Raw genomic sequence first — 15,696 nt, 5'->3', positions numbered from 1 at the left:
CCACGGTATCCAATTTCCCGCTCGACGTGTCCGTTTTCTTCACCCCCGGGGGGCAGTCACCCTGAAGCGTCAGAGACCGGCGAGCCGACGCAGCACATCGGTCGCGGAACCACCTTCCACGTGGGCGACCCCGGTCCCGGCCCAGGCCGCGAACAGCTCCGGTTCCCCACCACACCCGGCGGCGGCCCGGATCGGCCGCATGACGGCGTTGACCGCCGGGTAGACCGCCGGGGCAGCGGCACCGGGGCCCTCGGTGAACGGGGTGGCCACTGCCCTTGCGGGACGCCCGGAGTACGCCCGGGTGACGACGGTGCGGGGAGCACCGGCGAGTGCGGCACGGTGCACCGGCGCGGTGCCGGCCTCGTCCGAGAGCAGCAGCGCCGTGCCACACGCGACCGCGGTGACACCGGGCAGTTCGAGTGCCTCCGCGACCGAGACGGGGTCCGACAGCCCACCGGCGGCGACGAGCGGTACCGCGCCGTCGACGACCCGGTGCACGGCGGCCACGAGCTCCGGGAGCGGCTCCGTACCGGGTTCCTCGGCGACGGTGCGGGTGGCACGGTGTCCACCGGCACCGGGCCCCTGGACGATCAACGTGTCGATTCCCCTGTCCACCGCATCCCGCGCGTCCGGAACATCGGCGACGGTGGCCCAGGCCTCGATCCCTGCCCCGTGGAGCCGGTCGATCTCCCGCGCGGTGAACAGGCCGAAGGTGCACGACACCACGGCGGGCCTCCGCCGCTGATCCGCACCGCACACCGCATCGAACTTCGCGGCGAAACGGTCCGCCGGGTCCGCGACGGCCAGCCACCCGGGGACCTTTCCCGGGTCAAGACCCAGTCGACGCATCCGGGGTGCCAGTCCCCGCGCGTGGTCCGCGACGGCGGCGAGATCGGCGACGTCGGGAGCGGCCTGCGGATAGAAGAGGTTCACTCCGAACCGGGTGGCGCGGATCGCCTCCGTCTGCTCCACCAGGTCCTCCGCCCCCAGATACCCGCCGGCGAGGAACCCGAGTGACCCCACCGCCTCCGCGGCGTCGACGAGCGCGGGCGTGGACGGGCCCCCGGCCATGGGGGCGGCGATGACCGGGCAGGTGAGGTCGTGGACGATGCTCATGGCGCCCAGGCTAACGGGAGGCAGCTGATGGCGTACCCTGACGGGAGTCACGTTTTCCACCCCCGTCCGGCCGTTCGTCTGAAAGATGCACCGAAACATGAGCGAGAGCACCACCCACAACGATCCGGCGTCCGAGGCAACCCGCCGCCGCACCTTCGCGGTGATCGCCCACCCGGACGCCGGTAAATCCACCCTGACCGAGGCGCTCGCGCTGCACGCGCACGTCATCAGTGAGGCCGGTGCGGTGCACGGCAAGGCCGGCCGCAAGGCGACCGTCTCCGACTGGATGGAGATGGAGAAGGACCGCGGAATCTCCATCGCCTCCTCGGCCCTTCAGTTCGAGTACGCCCCGGCGGGTCACGAGGGTGAGCCGTACATGATCAACCTCGTCGACACCCCCGGCCACTCGGATTTCTCCGAGGACACCTACCGGGTGCTCACCGCCGTCGACGCCGCCGTCATGCTCATCGACGGCGCCAAGGGCCTCGAGCCGCAGACATTGAAGCTGTTCCGGGTGTGCAAGGCCCGCGGCCTGCCGATCGTCACCGTGGTCAACAAGTGGGACCGGCCGGGCAAGTCGCCGCTCGAGCTCATGGACGAGATCGTCGCGGAGATCGGGCTGCAGCCCACCCCCCTGTTCTGGCCCGTCGGCGAGGCCGGCGACTTCCGCGGGCTCGCGCGCCTGGACACCGAAGGGGAGATCGAGGAGTACATCCACTTCATCCGTACCGCCGGTGGTTCCACCATCGCCCCGGAGGAGCACTTCACCCCGGATGAGGCCGCGGAGAAGGAGGACGTCGCCTGGGAGACCGCGGTGGAGGAGGTCGAGCTGATGACCGCGGACGGTGCCGTCCACGACCGGGATCTCTTCCTCGACTGCACCACCTCCCCGGTCATCTTCGCCTCCGCGATGCTCAACTTCGGTGTGCACCAGATCCTCGACGCGCTCTGCGAGCTCGCGCCCGGGCCGGCGGCCCGACACACGGACCCGAAGGTCCTGGCGTCCGCGTCCTCCGCGGTCGACGAATCCCGGGCACCGGGCGACGACTTCTCGGGTGTGGTGTTCAAGGTGCAGGCCGGCATGGACCGCAACCACCGCGACTCCCTGGCCTTCATGCGGGTCGTCTCGGGCGAGTTCTCCCGCGGCATGCAGGTCACCCACGCACAGAGCGGGCGCAGCTTCTCGACGAAGTACGCGCTCACCGTCTTCGGTCGGACCCGCTCCACCGTCGAGGCCGCCTACCCGGGGGACATCGTCGGGCTGGTCAACGCCGGTTCCCTCGCGCCGGGCGACACCATCTACGAGGGCCGCAAGGTCCAGTTCCCGCCGATGCCGCAGTTCGCACCCGAGCACTTCCGGACCCTGCGGGCGAAGTCGCTGGGCAAGTACAAGCAGTTCCGCAAGGCGCTCGAACAGCTCGACTCCGAGGGTGTCGTCCAGGTCCTCAAGAACGACGCCCGCGGCGATGCCGCACCCGTGATGGCCGCCGTCGGCCCGATGCAGTTCGAGGTCATGCAGGCCCGGATGCTCGCCGAGTACAACGTGGAGACCGTCACCGACGCGGTCCCGTACACCGTGGCTCGGCGCACCGACGCCGCGACCGTTCCGGAACTGGCGAAACAGCGGGGTGTCGAGGTATTCACCCGCACGGACGGTGAACTGATCGCCCTGTTCGGCGACAAGTGGCGCCTCCAGTTCATCGAGAAGGAGCACCCCGAGTTCACGCTCGAGGCGCTCGTCGCCGACTGACCTCAACAGGAACGGGTCGGTCGGCGACCGGCTCAGTGACCGGGGGGCGGGTCCCCGCCCCGACGCCGCAGAACCAGGGCCACCGGCCCGGTTGATCCCCCACCGGAGGCACACCCGCCCCCGGACCCGGCGGCCGGGCAACAGGAACACCCACCCCCCGAGCAGAACGCGCCGAGCGGCGCACGGGACAGCCTCCCCATCCGCTCCAGACGCTCGATCGCGGCATCGACCAGATCTGCGCCGAGCCCGGTCTGACGGACGATGGCCCGACGGTTCACCGCCCCGTCGGCTATGGCCTCGGAGACCCTCGTCAACGGCCCCTCCATCACAGCACCAGCTTGAGTGCGTTGAAAACCAGGACGGCCAATGCCCAGGCACCGGTCAGCTGGACGACCATACCGACCACCGTCCACCACAGGCCGATCTCGCGCCGTTGGGCCGCGAGCGTCGCCACGCACGGCGTGTACGCCAGCAGGAAGATCATGAAGGCCCATACCGCAGCCAGGGTGTGTCCCCCGGAGGCCCCGGCGAAGTCCACCCGGATCGCGGCCGCGAGCGGACTCTCCGCCTGCTCCTCCGGATCGGCGTCCGTGGGATCATCGACCGCGTAGGTCTGTGCCCACGACGAGATCACCGCTTCCTTGGCCACGAAGCCCGTGATCAACGGCCCGGTGAGAGACCAGGTGCCGAAGCCCGCGGGTTCAAACACCGGTGCCATAGCCGAGGACACGGCACCGTACGCGCTGTCCTGGGGCAGCAGGTCCTCGTCACCGAAACCGTATCCCCCGACCACCGGGGTGGACTGGAGCGCCCAGACCACGATGACCGTGGCCACGATGATGCGGCCGGCGGTGTGCAGGAAACCCTTCAGCCGCATCCACATCACGGACAGCGCCAGCCTGGGTCCGGGAAGCTGGTACACGGGAAGATCGATGACGAGAGGTTCGGAGCCGAGTGTCCGCCAGACCATCGTGCGCAGCCCGAGTCCGGTGAGTACCACGAGCCCGATGGAGATCAGGTACATCACGAACACCACGGTCCCGGAATGCTCGGGGAAGAACACGCTGGCGACCATGACGTAGACCGTGAGTCGCGCCGAGCAGGAGGTGAACGGGACCAGCAGGCAGGCGACCAACCGTTGGCGCGCGGAACCCAGAACCCGGGTCGCGGAGATCGCAGGCACGTTGCAGCCGAAGCCCACGATCAGCGGGATGAATGCCTTTCCCGGAAGTCCGATGGCGCGCATGAGCCGGTCTGCGACCACCGCCGCGCGGGCCATGTAGCCGGAGTCCTCGAGCACCGCCAGACAGAGGAACATAAGCGCCATGAGCGGCACGAAGGTCAGCACCATGCCCACCCCGCCGATCAGCCCCTCGGTGACCAACCCACGGAGGGGTTCCCAGGTGAGACCGACGGCGTCCATGATACGGCGCGCGCCGTCGGTGACCGGTCCGTCGAACAGCTTGCCCAGACGGTCCTGCAACGGGGACGCCACGGTCGTGGTGATCTGGAAGACGAGCCACATCGCCGCAAGGAACACCAGGGGCCCCGCCACGCGATGCAGGACGACCCGGTCGATCCGGTCGGACATGCTGTTGGCGGCGGGACTGCTGGTCACGGCTTTCCGGCAGACCTCATCCACCCAGGCGAAGCGGGCGTCCTCCCGGGCAAAGTCCGCATCCTCCCCGTCCTTCCCGGCACCGTCCCCCGTCGCGACGGGTCGGACGGGTGTCACGCAGCACGAGCTCCGTTCGAGTTCCAGGGCGACCGTGTCCGTCAGATCGGACAGTTCGTTGCGGCGCGGATCGACGGCGACGACCTTCACCCCATCGCGAGGGACAGTGCCTCAACGTCGACGGAGATTCCGCGGGAAGCGGCGACATCGAGCTTCGTCAGTGCCACGACGATGCGGTAGGGCTCCTCCGCGATCTGGGCGACCAGGTCGAGGCAGCGGGCCAGATTGGCGGCGTCGACGACGACGAGAACCGCGTCGGGGCACTCGTCCACGGGGTCCTCTATGAGCTTCGCGCGGGTGAACTCCTCGTCGGGGCTCATCGGATCGAGTGAATAGGCACCGGGGAAGTCGATGATGTCGACGGTGCGGTTCTTCGTGGTCCCGGTGCGCCAGCGTCCACGGCAGACCTCCACCGTGGTCCCCGGCCAGTTCCCCATCACGGCCCGGGCTCCTGTCAAGGCGTTGAACAGCGTGGATTTTCCCGCGTTAGGGGCTCCGACCAGAGCCACGACGGGGGTTCCGGGTGGCGCCGGTGCGAGCCCTCCGCTCCCGTGGCAGGAAGCTCCGTGATTCTTCGCTCGGCTCATGTGGGTGTTCATGATGTCCGTCCGCTTCGGTGATGGGGAGTGAACCGGTGTCCGGCGGCGGCTGTGCCGCAGGAGACAGGGGATGTGTTCAGCCGACGTAGATGTCGGTTGCGGTGTGTCTGTCGAGGGCGTAGCGGGACTGCCCGATCCTCACGATCCGGGCGCCGCCGGAGCAGGTCTGCACGACCTCGATGCGGGATCCGGCCCGGAAACCGAGTTCAGCGAGTCGGCGCCGCAGTCGTGGCTCGGACCCCGCGCGGACCATCACCCCGCCCGAACCGGCCTTCAGGCTGTAGAGCATGACCGGATCAGGGTGTCCCGCGTTCCCGGTTCCGGATTGTTCGACCGTGACCATGGTCAGTCCTCTCGACGTGGGGCCGGTCGGCCCCGGTGGACATGTGCGCGGGCCGGTAGTCGGATCTGCGGATCGGGGGTACCGGACCTGTGGAGGATGACTCCCGCTCCTGTTTGCCAAACCTACGCTGGCCTCTCACGAAAATAACCGCCTAATTGAGCCTCACTTAACGTCAACCAACTCCGTTCACACCACAAAGGCTTCACTACTGCATATGATCCTCATTTAGATAGGCTTCCCATGCCGGAAGGATCATTGCCTCCGGAGGAATGGGGCACGCCTCTGGAACACGGGGTAAACCCACGTCAAAGCGGAATACAAAGGGCGTAACCGGTACGTCCGACACGTGCCCCGCCCCCACCCCATCTCGTTCGCCGACCCACCGGAATGCCCGGCGCGGGGGTACACCCGGAGAGCCTGTGGGACGCTCATCACATACCCCCGAAGTGGGGCATCGTCCGCGCCTCAGACGACAACCGGTGTCATCACCACCCGGAGGAACACCGATGGCCGGAGCGTTAAGCTCGATGCATGACCGGAATACGCGAGACGAAGAAGGCGACCACGCGGGCCGCCCTGGCCCGGTGCACCGCCGAACTCGCCTACGAGCAGGGCGTCGAGGGGATGACCGTCGCCGCCATCACTGCGGCCGCCGGGGTCTCGCAGAGGACGTTCCACAACTACTTCGACTCCCGCGAACAGGCACTGCTCACATTCATCGAATCAAGCATGGAGAAGCTGGGCGCGAAGCTCGCGGTCCTCGCCGGAGAGAGCGACCCGGTCACCGCCGTGGAACAGCTCGTCATCGACGAGGTGACCTCAGGGACCGTCGGCGTGGACTCCTTCTTCGCCCTCGACCGGCTGACGCGTGCGCTACTGTCGACGAACCCCGCGGACGCCGGCGAACACCAGCTCGCGGCGCTCCGTGACGCGGTGGACCGGATCCTCACCGAACAGCTCGGGCTGACCAGCTTCGAGGAGGTCGTCGCGGTACACGCGATCCTCCACTCCGGATTCGTGGCGCTGATCTACCACGAGTTCGAGACCCGCCACGGTCGTGCGGTCGATGATCCTCTCAGCCTCATCAGGAGGGCGTTCGCCGTGGTCCGGGGCGGGGTGGACGGGACATCCGCACCGAGCGGTGGTCAGGCGCTCCCGAGTTCCCTCTCGACCAGGCCACGGACCGTCGATCCGTCGATGCCCTGACAGCGGGCCCGGGCGACGAGTGCCCGGAGTTCCGCGGTCAGGCGTTCCTCGGCGCCGGGAACCGGTTCCCGAGGGGACAGCACCACACTGCCGGAACGGTGGCTCGTCGCGATGATCCCCTCCGACCGGAGCAGATCATAGGCCTTCTTCACGGTCGCCGGATTGATGTCCAGCGCACCGGCGACCGATCTCACGGAATCCAGGTGCCCGCCCGCGGGAAGGTCTCCGCGGGCGATGGCTCCGATGATCCCGTCATGGAGCTGCATGAAGATCGGGGTGTCCGATAGCGGGTCGAGACGGATGTCCATCGGGGGTGGGATCCTCCACTGTCACGGGTACAACTGCACCACTCAGGCTAATACACGGTCGGCATCCGGAGTCCGTCGGGTAACGGCGGATAAGGTGGATCCACAACCCCGCTGAAGGAGCATCGCACATGGAACATCCAGCACCGCGGACACTCGCGGAGATCGTCACCGACGGCACGATCGCGTGCGCCGACGCCGACGCGGCTTTCACGGCCCTGATCGGGCGACCCGGGGGAATCGAGTTCAACCGCGACGGCGACCGGATGGAGGTCCGCGCAGCCCGCCACGGGGCTCCGGACGTCTCCACCGCCGGAACCGTCGTCGCGGAGATCCGGGACGGGAGGTGGACCTGGCGGAGCCCCCGGGCGGCAGATGCGGCCGCCCGGTTCGGGATTCCGCAGCTGTCCGGAACCCGCCCAGCCACCGACGATCTCCTCACCGCCGCCCGCACCCTCCACGGCTGCGCCCCGGGGCTGCTCGCCCCGATGCCGGACGGCACGACGGCGGTCGTGTGCCTCGATCCCCCGCAACCCATGGGCGACACCCGTACCGCCCTGATCACGGCGACCGGGATCCCGATTGCGGGTGAAGACCTCCCCCGGGCACTGTCCGGCTTCGCGGCGATCCGTGGCCTGGACGTCCGGGTCGACGGGCCGGTGTGGTTGTTCTCCGACGGCGCCGCCATCCGGGTGGAGGACGGCCGTCTGCGGGACATCGCCGGTGGGCTCGACATCGATCCCGTCCGCGCCGATGCGCTGCTCCCCTCCATCGAATCCCAGATGTACCTGGATGCGACCTTTCCCGGCGCCACGGCCATCGCGGACCCCGTGCAGGGGCTGATCACCCTGGAGACGCCGACGGGTCCCCGGATGCAGGCCCGGGGGGTCGTCCTGGCCACCGTCACCGGCGACACCTGGTGCTGGGGCTGGGCGGACCGAAACATCTCCGCGGCACCCGGTACAGCCGACTGCCACCGGATCCGGGACTTCGGACGCCGCGAGGGCATCCCCGTGTTCGTGTCCCCGACACTTCCACTGTCGCTCGCCCGGGAGCTCGACCTCGTCTCCGCGGCGAAACCGGTGCTCGGCAGGTGGTTCCACACGACGACGCAGTTGACCGCCGACACCTGGGCGATCGTGGTGTTCTCCGACCGCGGTCTCGTCCTTCCCGCCCCCACGGTGCCGGTCGTCGGTGCGGTCATCGACACGATCCGCGGCACCGATCTGGGGGGAATCGACGCACACCGCGCGGTCACCGCGTACGCGCGGCACCGGGGCCTCGGGATTCTCCCCGACCCCGGATCCCGGGAGTACATGCAGCTCCGGACGCAGGACGGAACAGTGACCGTACACTTCTCCCCCGACGGCAGGGTGATGAACACGACCGTCGGATGACCGACTAAGCTGATCGGTGTTCTCAGGGCGGGGTGGAAGTCCCCACCGGCGGTGACACCTTCACGGTGCAGCCCGCGAGCGCCACCACACGGATGCCGTGCGGTGGGTCAGCAGATCCGGTGTGATTCCGGAGCCGACGGTCATAGTCCGGATGAGAGAGAACCTGCACGGTCGGTGTACCCGGACGTCGGTGAGCCGTACCCGCGGCCCACCCGTCCCGGCTGCGACCGGGCAGTTTTTCAGCCCCGAGGATCCATGTCCACACCCCTCTTTCACATCAGGGAGAACCATGAATCCTTTCACCGATCTACTCGACGCCACGATCTCCATCGGCGGCGTCTCCATCCTCTGGCGCGAGATCATCGGCAACGCCTTCGGACTCGCCAGCGCGTACGGCGGAATGAAGCGCGTCGTCTGGGCCTGGCCCATCGGGATCGTCGGAAATCTGCTCCTGTTCACCGTTTTCCTCGGTGGGGTTTTCAACACCCCCCAGGCACTGGACCTCTACGGTCAGGCCGGCCGTCAGGTCATGTTCCTCATCGTCTCCGTCTACGGCTGGTACCAGTGGTCGCGCGCCCGGAAGCAGGGTCTCCGCGAATCCGCGGAGACCGATCCCTCCCGGTCCATCGTGACCGAGCCCCACGAGGACACCGCCGCGGTCCAGCCCCGTTGGGCCACCGGACGCGAACGCCTCGGACTGGTCATCTCGGGCGTCGTCGGGACCGTCGGGTGCGCGATGATCTTCTCCGCCCTCGGGTCCTGGGGCCCGTGGGCCGACGCCTGGATCTTCACCGGTTCCGTGCTCGCGACCTACGGGATGGCCCGTGGCTGGACGGAGTTCTGGCTCATCTGGATCGGCGTCGACATAGTCGGCGTCCCCCTTCTCCTTGCCGCCGGCTACTACCCCTCCGCCGTGCTCTACATCGTGTACGGGGCGTTCGTCATATGGGGTTTCACCGTCTGGATGAAGGTGCACAAGAAGTCGGACGAGTCACCCGAACCGGACCGGCTGCACGCCACGGTCTGATCTTTCGTCGACGACGGCAGAGCCCGCACGCGCGGTACGCGTGCGGGCTCTGCTCGGTCAGGACGGGACACCCGGTGGCTGACGGTGCTGCAGGATCGTCCGGTAGAAGTCGACGTCGACCTCCCCTGTTTCGGAGGGGTCGAAGGCCGGTTTCCGGTCCTTGTCCACGAGAACGGCGCGCACACCTTCGGAGAAGTCGTGCTCCCTCCGGAGCACCGCCCCCAACGCGTACTCGTTCTCGAGGGCGTGCGCGATGTCCCGGGCTTCGCGGTTCGCCGCGTAGAGCTCGGCCGCCGCGACGACGGAGGTGGGGCTGGATTTCGCCATCAGTTCCCGGACCCGGGCAACGAAACCGGCGTTGCCGTGGGAATTCAGCGCGTTGTCGATCTCCGCCCAGGAGTCGTGCCCGAAGGTGTCCCGGATGTCGGGGAGCATCCCCTCGAGTTCCCCGGCATCCACGAAGTCGACGGGGCGCGCGTACTGCTCGAGTGCATCGTCGAGGGACTCGGCGATGACGGTGTCGATGAACCGGTCGACGTCCTTCGAAGCGATGAGATCCGTGGCGAGGCCGGACCAGAGCATGTCAGCCGGTGTCAGCCGCCACCCTGTGATCCCGAGAAACGTGGCCAGCTCCGGTATCGCCGCCCCGCTCTCCCCGACCATCCGTTGCATCATCCAGGTGGTCCCGACATCGGGGATGAACCCGATGGCCATCTCGGGCATCGCGGCGAACGCCTTCTCCGTGATGACCCGGTGGGAACCGTGGACGGACACGCCGAGCCCACCGCCCATCGCGACGCCGTCGATGACGGCGACGATGGTTTTCGGGAACTCCTCGAGCTGCCGGTTCATCTCGTACTCGGCACGGAAGAACCGGTCACCCGAGTCGAAGTCCCCGGACAGCCCCTCCTCGCGGCAGGATCGGACGTCCCCGCCCGCACAGAAGCCTCGTTCGGACGAGGAACAGATGACGACGCGGTGCACGGAATCGTCGTCCCGCCACGTCTCCAGGGCCTCCGAGATGATGTCCACCATCTCGTGGTTGAGGGAGTTCAGGGCCTTCGGCCGGTTCAGTTCGAGCACACCGGTGGTGTGTCGGACGAAAGCGTTGACGAGGTTCTGGGTGGGACGTTGTTTCATGTACGAAGTCTGTCATATCCCGCCACGACCGCGCCACGGTTTCCGCACGGAAAATCCCCGGGGTGTGACTCCGGGGATCGCACCGTTTCGAGCGGAGACTACTTCTTCTTGTGCCCCGACTTGCCGTCCTTCTTCGCGGCCTTGTTCTTCGCGGCCTTGGCCGCTTCCTTCTTCTGCTTCTTCCGGGCGAGCTCCAGCTCCGCGGCGACGTCCGGCACATAGCGGAAGTCACTGCGCGGGGGTCGCTCGTAGTCGTTCGTGGACTGCGGGCGCTGCGGGATCTCGGGGAGTTCGCGGTCGATCTTCTCGTAGGGGATCGTCGACAGCAGGTGGCTGATGACGTTGATCCGGGACCGCTTCTTGTCCTCGCTCTCCACCGTGTACCACGGGGCGGAGGGGATGTCGGTGTGGATGAACATCTCGTCCTTCGCCCGGGAGTAGTCCTCCCAGCGGGTGATCGACTGCAGATCCATCGGGGAGAGCTTCCAGCGACGCAGCGGATCCTCGCGACGGGAGGTGAAGCGCTTCACCTGCTCCTCATCCGAGACACTGAACCAGTACTTCCGCAGCATGATCCCGTCCTCGACGAGCAGTCGCTCGAAGATGGGAGCCTGGTGCAGGAATCGGCGGTACTCCTGCGAGGTGCAGAACCCCATCACCCGCTCCACGCCCGCACGGTTGTACCAGGACCGGTCGAATATCACGATTTCGCCGGCGGTCGGCAGTCTCTCCACGTACCGCTGGAAGTACCACTGCCCCTGTTCCCGGGAGCTGGGCGCGGGCAGAGCCTCGATGCGGCAGGTGCGGGGGTTGAGGTACTGGGTGATCCGCTTGATGGCGGAGCCCTTGCCCGCGGCGTCGCGCCCCTCCATGACGACGACCACCCGGGCTCCGGTCTCGACGACCCACTGCTGCATGTCGACGAGCTCGGCCTGCAGCCTCTTCAGCTCGGCCTCGTAGTGTTTCTTGGACAGCTTCGGCGGTTTCTTCGCATCCTTTTTACCCATGTTGACCAGCCTACCCTTGAGGGCCGGGCGTGGTCAGCATACTTCCGGCCCCGCTCCGGAGCACACGGGAAGAGGGGCCTCAGTCGACGCTGAACTCGGCCATCCGGTCCCACTCGGTCTTCCCCTCGATGAGGGTGTTGATGATCTGCGGGGTCTCGACGAGCACGGTCGGGAACAGCTCGCAGGCCTTCTTGAAGTGATCCGAGTTCACGTGGGCCTCGGCAGCATCATCCTTGAACCCCTCGACGAGGATGTACTCGTTCGGATCATCGGTGGACCGGAACCAGTCGAAGAAGAGGCAGCCGTCCTCGGCCCGGGTCGCGTCGGTGAACGGCGCGACGGTCTCCCGGAACGTGTCGGCGTGCTCGGGCTGGACGTTGAAACGTACGTTGATGAGGATCATGATCCCAGGATACATACTCTGGAGCTTTGCGTACACGCTGGTCAGCGTCGTGCTACTCATCATACCGTTGGCACTGTTGGCGTCGCGCCTGTCGGGTCTCCAGGGGGGATTTAGGGGATGATGAGCGCCCGATTCTCCTCGATGACAGTGACACCTACCTCGTAGCCTCGTCGCGCCAGGCCATGGTCGCTGCTCTTCTCGAGCCCCTACCCGCCAAGCCGGAACTATGGCGGGTTTAGATGTTCGCCACCGCCTGCCTGGGCCACCAGGAGCCACTTGCCGTCAGCCGCACAAAGATACAGCCCCCTCTTACTACCCCCAAACGCCTTTCCGGCACGGCCTGCCAGTTAACCCCTTATGATTTCCGAAGGTTCTCTCCGCCTTTGTTGATAGGAACACCCATGTCTACTTCCACCCCAGAGAGCTCAAAGGCAAGTGGCTGTGTCAAGCCCTTGGCCATTGTCGCTTCCGGTTTCTTCGTCATGATCGGTTTGATCAGCGCCTGTGGACCAGAGGTCCGGGAGGTCGAGGTACAGGGCCCCGAGATCACCGTCACTGCGACGACTACGGCACCACCAGTCACCAAGACCACCACGGTGACTACTACCGCAGAAATCGAGGCAGCCCCTGAACCCGCACCCGAACCGGAACCGGAGCCCCAGACGGAGCCTGCCGCGGACACGGTCATGCACGGATTCGCAGGAGCGACGGCCGGCACAGGTGGCGACAACAACATTCGTCCGCCCGCCCCGGCGCCAGCACCAGCACCCGCCCCGGCACCAGCCCCAGTTGGGCGGACTGTTACCGGTGGCGCGTTCTGCAAGAACACCGAGGTCGGCCAGACCGGCCAAACTACTACTGGGCTGACCCTCACCTGTAGCAAGGCCCCCGGTGATGATCGTGCTCGATGGCGCTAAGCTCTCTCTCCCCCCAAAAAACAACGAAAGGCCCCACCCTCACGAATGAGAATGGGCCTTAGCCTTTAGCGTTGCCCGGCGGGTAGCGTGTGGGCAGGTCAGAATCATCAACCTCAACGGGCTGCCGTATACAACGATGCGCAGCTCTGAAGTGACAGAAGCAACATCAGGAAAGATAGCCGCAGGAAGGACCAGCAGAGTTTTCGGACGGCTCTGCCACTTATCAGTAGTCCACCGCTCACGGTCGGTCATATGTCGAATCGCGAGATCCTTCTCTCCATGCGCACGGGCGATGTGACTGTCTTGGTTTGTCACCCGCTGGGATAGCTCCAGCAGTTCCTGATTCTGGGACTCCAGGACGCCCTGGGCTGCGGACCGTAGTCTCTCTGCAGCCTCGGCCACAACCTTTCCCTCTCGGCGTTTAACATCCTCAGCGGTGACCTTCGCACCATCCGCAGCCTGCTTCGCAGTTCTTCCTTCGCTAAAGGCCCTCCACAGCAGGCCACCGATGGTGCCAACGCTGGCGGTGATCGATCCGAAAACCAGGTCGAAGTCTGTCACTCTCCGTCCTCGGTCAGTACAGGTTGGCTTCTGCTTCAGCGCGCAGTGTCTCAACCGGGTCGGTCTGAGTTGCTGTCTGTGCCACTTGCGCCTCCAAGTCATGATGTGGGCGACCGTCTCTACAACGCCAGCAAGTGTACGAGGATCCCTGCGGGGCGACTGTGGGAAGCGGAGCACGTGGATGATGTCCGGTGAAGGCGGGTCGCAGATGATCGTTTCTCATGTCCCTGTGTCTGATCATTACAGTCACCATGCAGCCAACGGGTTGCGGCAGTGCCACGCTTGGCTACGTCGCGTTCGTCGTGGTCGGCGGCGAGTAGTTTCCCACCCCAGTTTTTCGTTTTGCCACGATACATGGGTAGTCCGCACCACCAGCAGGGGGTACCGTCGCGGTGGTGGTAGAGGAGCCTGTCACGTTGCTTCTGGTGGGTCCAGCCGTAGCCACGTTCGGTGGTGGATTTCTTTTTTCGGGTAGTGCGTTGGGCGATTCCCCGGTGTTCGACTGTGACATCTAAGCCGTGAGCTTGAAGGCCTCGGAGCTCGTCCCAGAGCCGGAGAATCGCACCCAGCACCGCTACTACGCATCCCAGCTCGGTGACATCGGGGACATCTCCGTCGGCAGGCGCCGTCGCGCGGACATGCAGCGGTGAGCGAAGTAGCTGACCGAGGGGTGCCCGTGGGTGGAGGGGTGGGACTGCTCTGCAGGCGACGACGGTCCGCGACATCGGCGTGCGGGTGACTGGTCTGCTGTGGCACACGGTGGGAGATCGCAGGATCAAGGAGCGTCCTGCGGAGCTGCTGGTACTACCGGACGCGGTAGACACGGTGCGGCTCACTGACCTCCTCACCGTCGACCAGATCAACAGACCAATCAGGGTATGTCGGGTGGAGATTCGCTACGAGGTGCCGGAGCATAAGGCGCACCCGTGGGAGGTGGTGCCCCATCCGATGCTGGCACGCATTGTCGGAGTTATTGTTGGCGCCAGCCTGCACTCCTCCGAGGTCGCTGTCCTGCGGCGGCGGGACATGCCACCCGAAAAGCTCAGCTTCGAGGTGACGGTGCAGGCATCACGGGACAGCAAGGGCGTGAAGTCGCCTGAGTCAACACAGGGCGGCGTGCGGCGCCGATGGGTCTGGATCTGGTGCTGCTACTACGCCAGCAACGGACGGAGGGCTTGGAAAGCCCGGAGGGAGCGATCTTCGGCACACGACGCGGGGCTCGGTTTAATTCCGGCAGGCTGGTGATACCTACCGGAAATTGAAGGCAGCTGTGGGCCTGGATGATCTGCGCCTGTACTCGCTGCGACACTTCTATGCGTCTCGCCTGCCTGCTTCAGGTGTGTCGGTGAAGGCGATGTCTGTGGTGATAGATCACAAGTCTCCAGAGATCACGCTGCAAATTTATACGCACCTCTGGCCGGGTGATCTGGATGCGATTCGTGCGGCGTCGGCGGAGTTCTTCCTAGGAGGGTGAAAACACCCTGGACTGCGTGGTCACACGGGGTAAGTGATCAACCGTGTGTCACGTTAATGAAAACCATGGCCTCAATCCTAACGCAGCGTGATGGTGTCATCAGTGCAGCGGAACGTGCATCCGGGCACGCGACGGGTCACCGTGGTCAGTAGTCGACCTGGGGGCAGAGACTGTCGGTGGTGTGGAGCTCATCGTCCAGCAGGGTCGCCCGGACCGGGGTGTCGAGCCGTGCCCGTGTGCTCTCGAGGGCCTGGCACAGATCATCCCTGTCTCCGAGAACGGGGAGGTAGACGACGTAGTATCCGGGAGCGTCGCCGTCCCCACCGAGGGAACCGCAGGTCGTCGATGAGGTGTAGGTGGCCCCCAGGGGCCGGGTCATGGCCGTTCCGACATCCTCCACGGTCGCGTAGTCACCGAGGAGGAGGACACCTGATCCGTCACATTCCGGGGTCGAGTACGGCAGTGGCGGGATCGGACCGGAGTCCTCCCCTCCCGGCGATCCCGGCGAGTCCACCTGCCCGGAGAGGGATCCCCGACCATCCGGGTCGGTCATCCCCCCGGAACGCATGACGTCCGTTCCGATGAACACCCCGACCGCCACCAGGGAGAGCAGGACGATCAGCGCGCCGAGCATGTGCGGGCACCTCATGTTCCGGTCGCGCCCGTCCGAATCCGGGGTCGTCTCCGCACCCCGAATTTCCTCCGAACTCAACCGG

16 protein-coding genes, 1 pseudogene and 1 riboswitch are annotated in these 15,696 nt (G+C 66.3%); of the genes and pseudogenes, 7 read left to right on the top strand and 10 right to left on the bottom strand.

What is annotated here, in order from left to right; genetic code table 11:
• Positions 1 to 69 precede the first annotated feature (69 nt).
• Positions 70 to 1,116 (bottom strand): nitronate monooxygenase, encoded by a 1,047-nt coding sequence (locus JIM95_RS08005; RefSeq protein WP_200259771.1) that lies wholly within the window; start codon positions 1,114 to 1,116, stop codon positions 70 to 72.
• 97 nt (positions 1,117 to 1,213) lie between these two features.
• Between JIM95_RS08005 and JIM95_RS08000 the strand changes: the two genes are divergently transcribed.
• Positions 1,214 to 2,866 (top strand): peptide chain release factor 3, encoded by a 1,653-nt coding sequence (locus JIM95_RS08000; RefSeq protein WP_200259768.1) that lies wholly within the window; start codon positions 1,214 to 1,216, stop codon positions 2,864 to 2,866.
• A 32-nt stretch (positions 2,867 to 2,898) separates the two neighbouring features.
• Here the strand turns inward: JIM95_RS08000 and JIM95_RS11605 are convergent, their stop codons facing one another.
• The 3 genes and pseudogenes from JIM95_RS11605 to JIM95_RS07990 all read right to left on the bottom strand — a co-directional run bounded on the left by JIM95_RS11605 (position 2,899) and on the right by JIM95_RS07990 (position 5,543).
• Positions 2,899 to 3,192 (bottom strand): FeoC-like transcriptional regulator, encoded by a 294-nt coding sequence (locus tag JIM95_RS11605; protein ID WP_472924524.1) that lies wholly within the window; start codon positions 3,190 to 3,192, stop codon positions 2,899 to 2,901.
• Positions 3,192 to 5,188 (bottom strand): annotated as a pseudogene (gene feoB / locus JIM95_RS07995) (ferrous iron transport protein B). The gene JIM95_RS11605 and the pseudogene feoB overlap by 1 nt, the downstream one beginning before the upstream one ends.
• Positions 5,189 to 5,276: 88 nt before the next feature.
• Positions 5,277 to 5,543: a FeoA family protein gene (locus JIM95_RS07990; protein ID WP_200259765.1), complete on the bottom strand. Its 267-nt coding sequence runs from the start codon at positions 5,541 to 5,543 to the stop codon at positions 5,277 to 5,279.
• Between the two features lie 531 nt (positions 5,544 to 6,074).
• On the opposite strand from JIM95_RS07990, the gene JIM95_RS07985 reads away from it, so the two are divergent.
• Positions 6,075 to 6,749 carry a TetR/AcrR family transcriptional regulator gene (locus JIM95_RS07985; protein ID WP_200259762.1) on the top strand — a complete coding sequence of 225 codons (675 nt, stop codon included), beginning with the start codon at positions 6,075 to 6,077 and terminating at the stop codon, positions 6,747 to 6,749.
• On the opposite strand, the gene JIM95_RS07980 is transcribed toward JIM95_RS07985, so the two are convergent.
• Complete coding sequence (locus JIM95_RS07980) at positions 6,689 to 7,057, bottom strand: GntR family transcriptional regulator (RefSeq protein ID WP_200259759.1); 369 nt, start codon at positions 7,055 to 7,057, stop codon at positions 6,689 to 6,691. The genes JIM95_RS07985 and JIM95_RS07980 overlap by 61 nt on opposite strands.
• A gap of 128 nt (positions 7,058 to 7,185) precedes the next feature.
• Between JIM95_RS07980 and JIM95_RS07975 the strand changes: the two genes are divergently transcribed.
• Both JIM95_RS07975 and JIM95_RS07970 read left to right on the top strand, forming a co-directional pair.
• Positions 7,186 to 8,451, top strand: coding sequence for a DUF6882 domain-containing protein (locus JIM95_RS07975; RefSeq protein WP_200259756.1), 1,266 nt, complete (start codon positions 7,186 to 7,188; stop codon positions 8,449 to 8,451).
• Between the two features lie 14 nt (positions 8,452 to 8,465).
• Positions 8,466 to 8,618: riboswitch (FMN riboswitch) on the top strand.
• 122 nt (positions 8,619 to 8,740) lie between these two features.
• Complete coding sequence (locus JIM95_RS07970) at positions 8,741 to 9,478, top strand: nicotinamide mononucleotide transporter family protein (protein WP_200259753.1); 738 nt, start codon at positions 8,741 to 8,743, stop codon at positions 9,476 to 9,478.
• Positions 9,479 to 9,535: 57 nt separating this feature from the next.
• On the opposite strand, the gene JIM95_RS07965 is transcribed toward JIM95_RS07970, so the two are convergent.
• The 4 genes from JIM95_RS07965 to JIM95_RS07950 form a co-directional block, all read right to left on the bottom strand.
• A complete protein-coding gene (locus tag JIM95_RS07965; RefSeq protein ID WP_200259750.1) occupies positions 9,536 to 10,618 on the bottom strand; it encodes an enoyl-CoA hydratase/isomerase family protein in 1,083 nt (360 codons plus the stop codon).
• 98 nt (positions 10,619 to 10,716) lie between these two features.
• Positions 10,717 to 11,625, bottom strand: coding sequence for a polyphosphate kinase 2 (gene ppk2, locus JIM95_RS07960; protein WP_200259747.1), 909 nt, complete (start codon positions 11,623 to 11,625; stop codon positions 10,717 to 10,719).
• 79 nt (positions 11,626 to 11,704) lie between these two features.
• Positions 11,705 to 12,028: a putative quinol monooxygenase gene (locus tag JIM95_RS07955; RefSeq protein WP_200259744.1), complete on the bottom strand. Its 324-nt coding sequence runs from the start codon at positions 12,026 to 12,028 to the stop codon at positions 11,705 to 11,707.
• A 956-nt stretch (positions 12,029 to 12,984) separates the two neighbouring features.
• Positions 12,985 to 13,506 (bottom strand): hypothetical protein, encoded by a 522-nt coding sequence (locus JIM95_RS07950; RefSeq protein WP_200259741.1) that lies wholly within the window; start codon positions 13,504 to 13,506, stop codon positions 12,985 to 12,987.
• Positions 13,507 to 14,024: 518 nt separating this feature from the next.
• Here JIM95_RS07950 and JIM95_RS11395 point away from each other — a divergent pair.
• The 3 genes from JIM95_RS11395 (at position 14,025) to JIM95_RS07940 (ending at position 14,980) form a co-directional block, all read left to right on the top strand.
• On the top strand, positions 14,025 to 14,156 hold the full coding sequence (locus JIM95_RS11395; RefSeq protein ID WP_267164863.1) for a hypothetical protein: 132 nt from the start codon (positions 14,025 to 14,027) through the stop codon (positions 14,154 to 14,156).
• 85 nt (positions 14,157 to 14,241) lie between these two features.
• Positions 14,242 to 14,751 (top strand): hypothetical protein, encoded by a 510-nt coding sequence (locus JIM95_RS07945; RefSeq protein WP_200259738.1) that lies wholly within the window; start codon positions 14,242 to 14,244, stop codon positions 14,749 to 14,751.
• A 13-nt stretch (positions 14,752 to 14,764) separates the two neighbouring features.
• Complete coding sequence (locus tag JIM95_RS07940; RefSeq protein WP_248702955.1) at positions 14,765 to 14,980, top strand: tyrosine-type recombinase/integrase; 216 nt, start codon at positions 14,765 to 14,767, stop codon at positions 14,978 to 14,980.
• A gap of 145 nt (positions 14,981 to 15,125) precedes the next feature.
• On the opposite strand, the gene JIM95_RS07935 is transcribed toward JIM95_RS07940, so the two are convergent.
• Positions 15,126 to 15,614, bottom strand: a complete 489-nt coding sequence (locus tag JIM95_RS07935) for a hypothetical protein (RefSeq protein WP_200259732.1) — start codon at positions 15,612 to 15,614, stop codon at positions 15,126 to 15,128.
• Positions 15,615 to 15,696: the final 82 nt, after the last annotated feature.

The sequence above is a fragment of the Corynebacterium antarcticum genome, assembly GCF_016595285.2.
Taxonomy (GTDB): domain Bacteria; phylum Actinomycetota; class Actinomycetes; order Mycobacteriales; family Mycobacteriaceae; genus Corynebacterium; species Corynebacterium antarcticum.
This window is presented reverse-complemented; position numbering and strand designations above follow the sequence as displayed.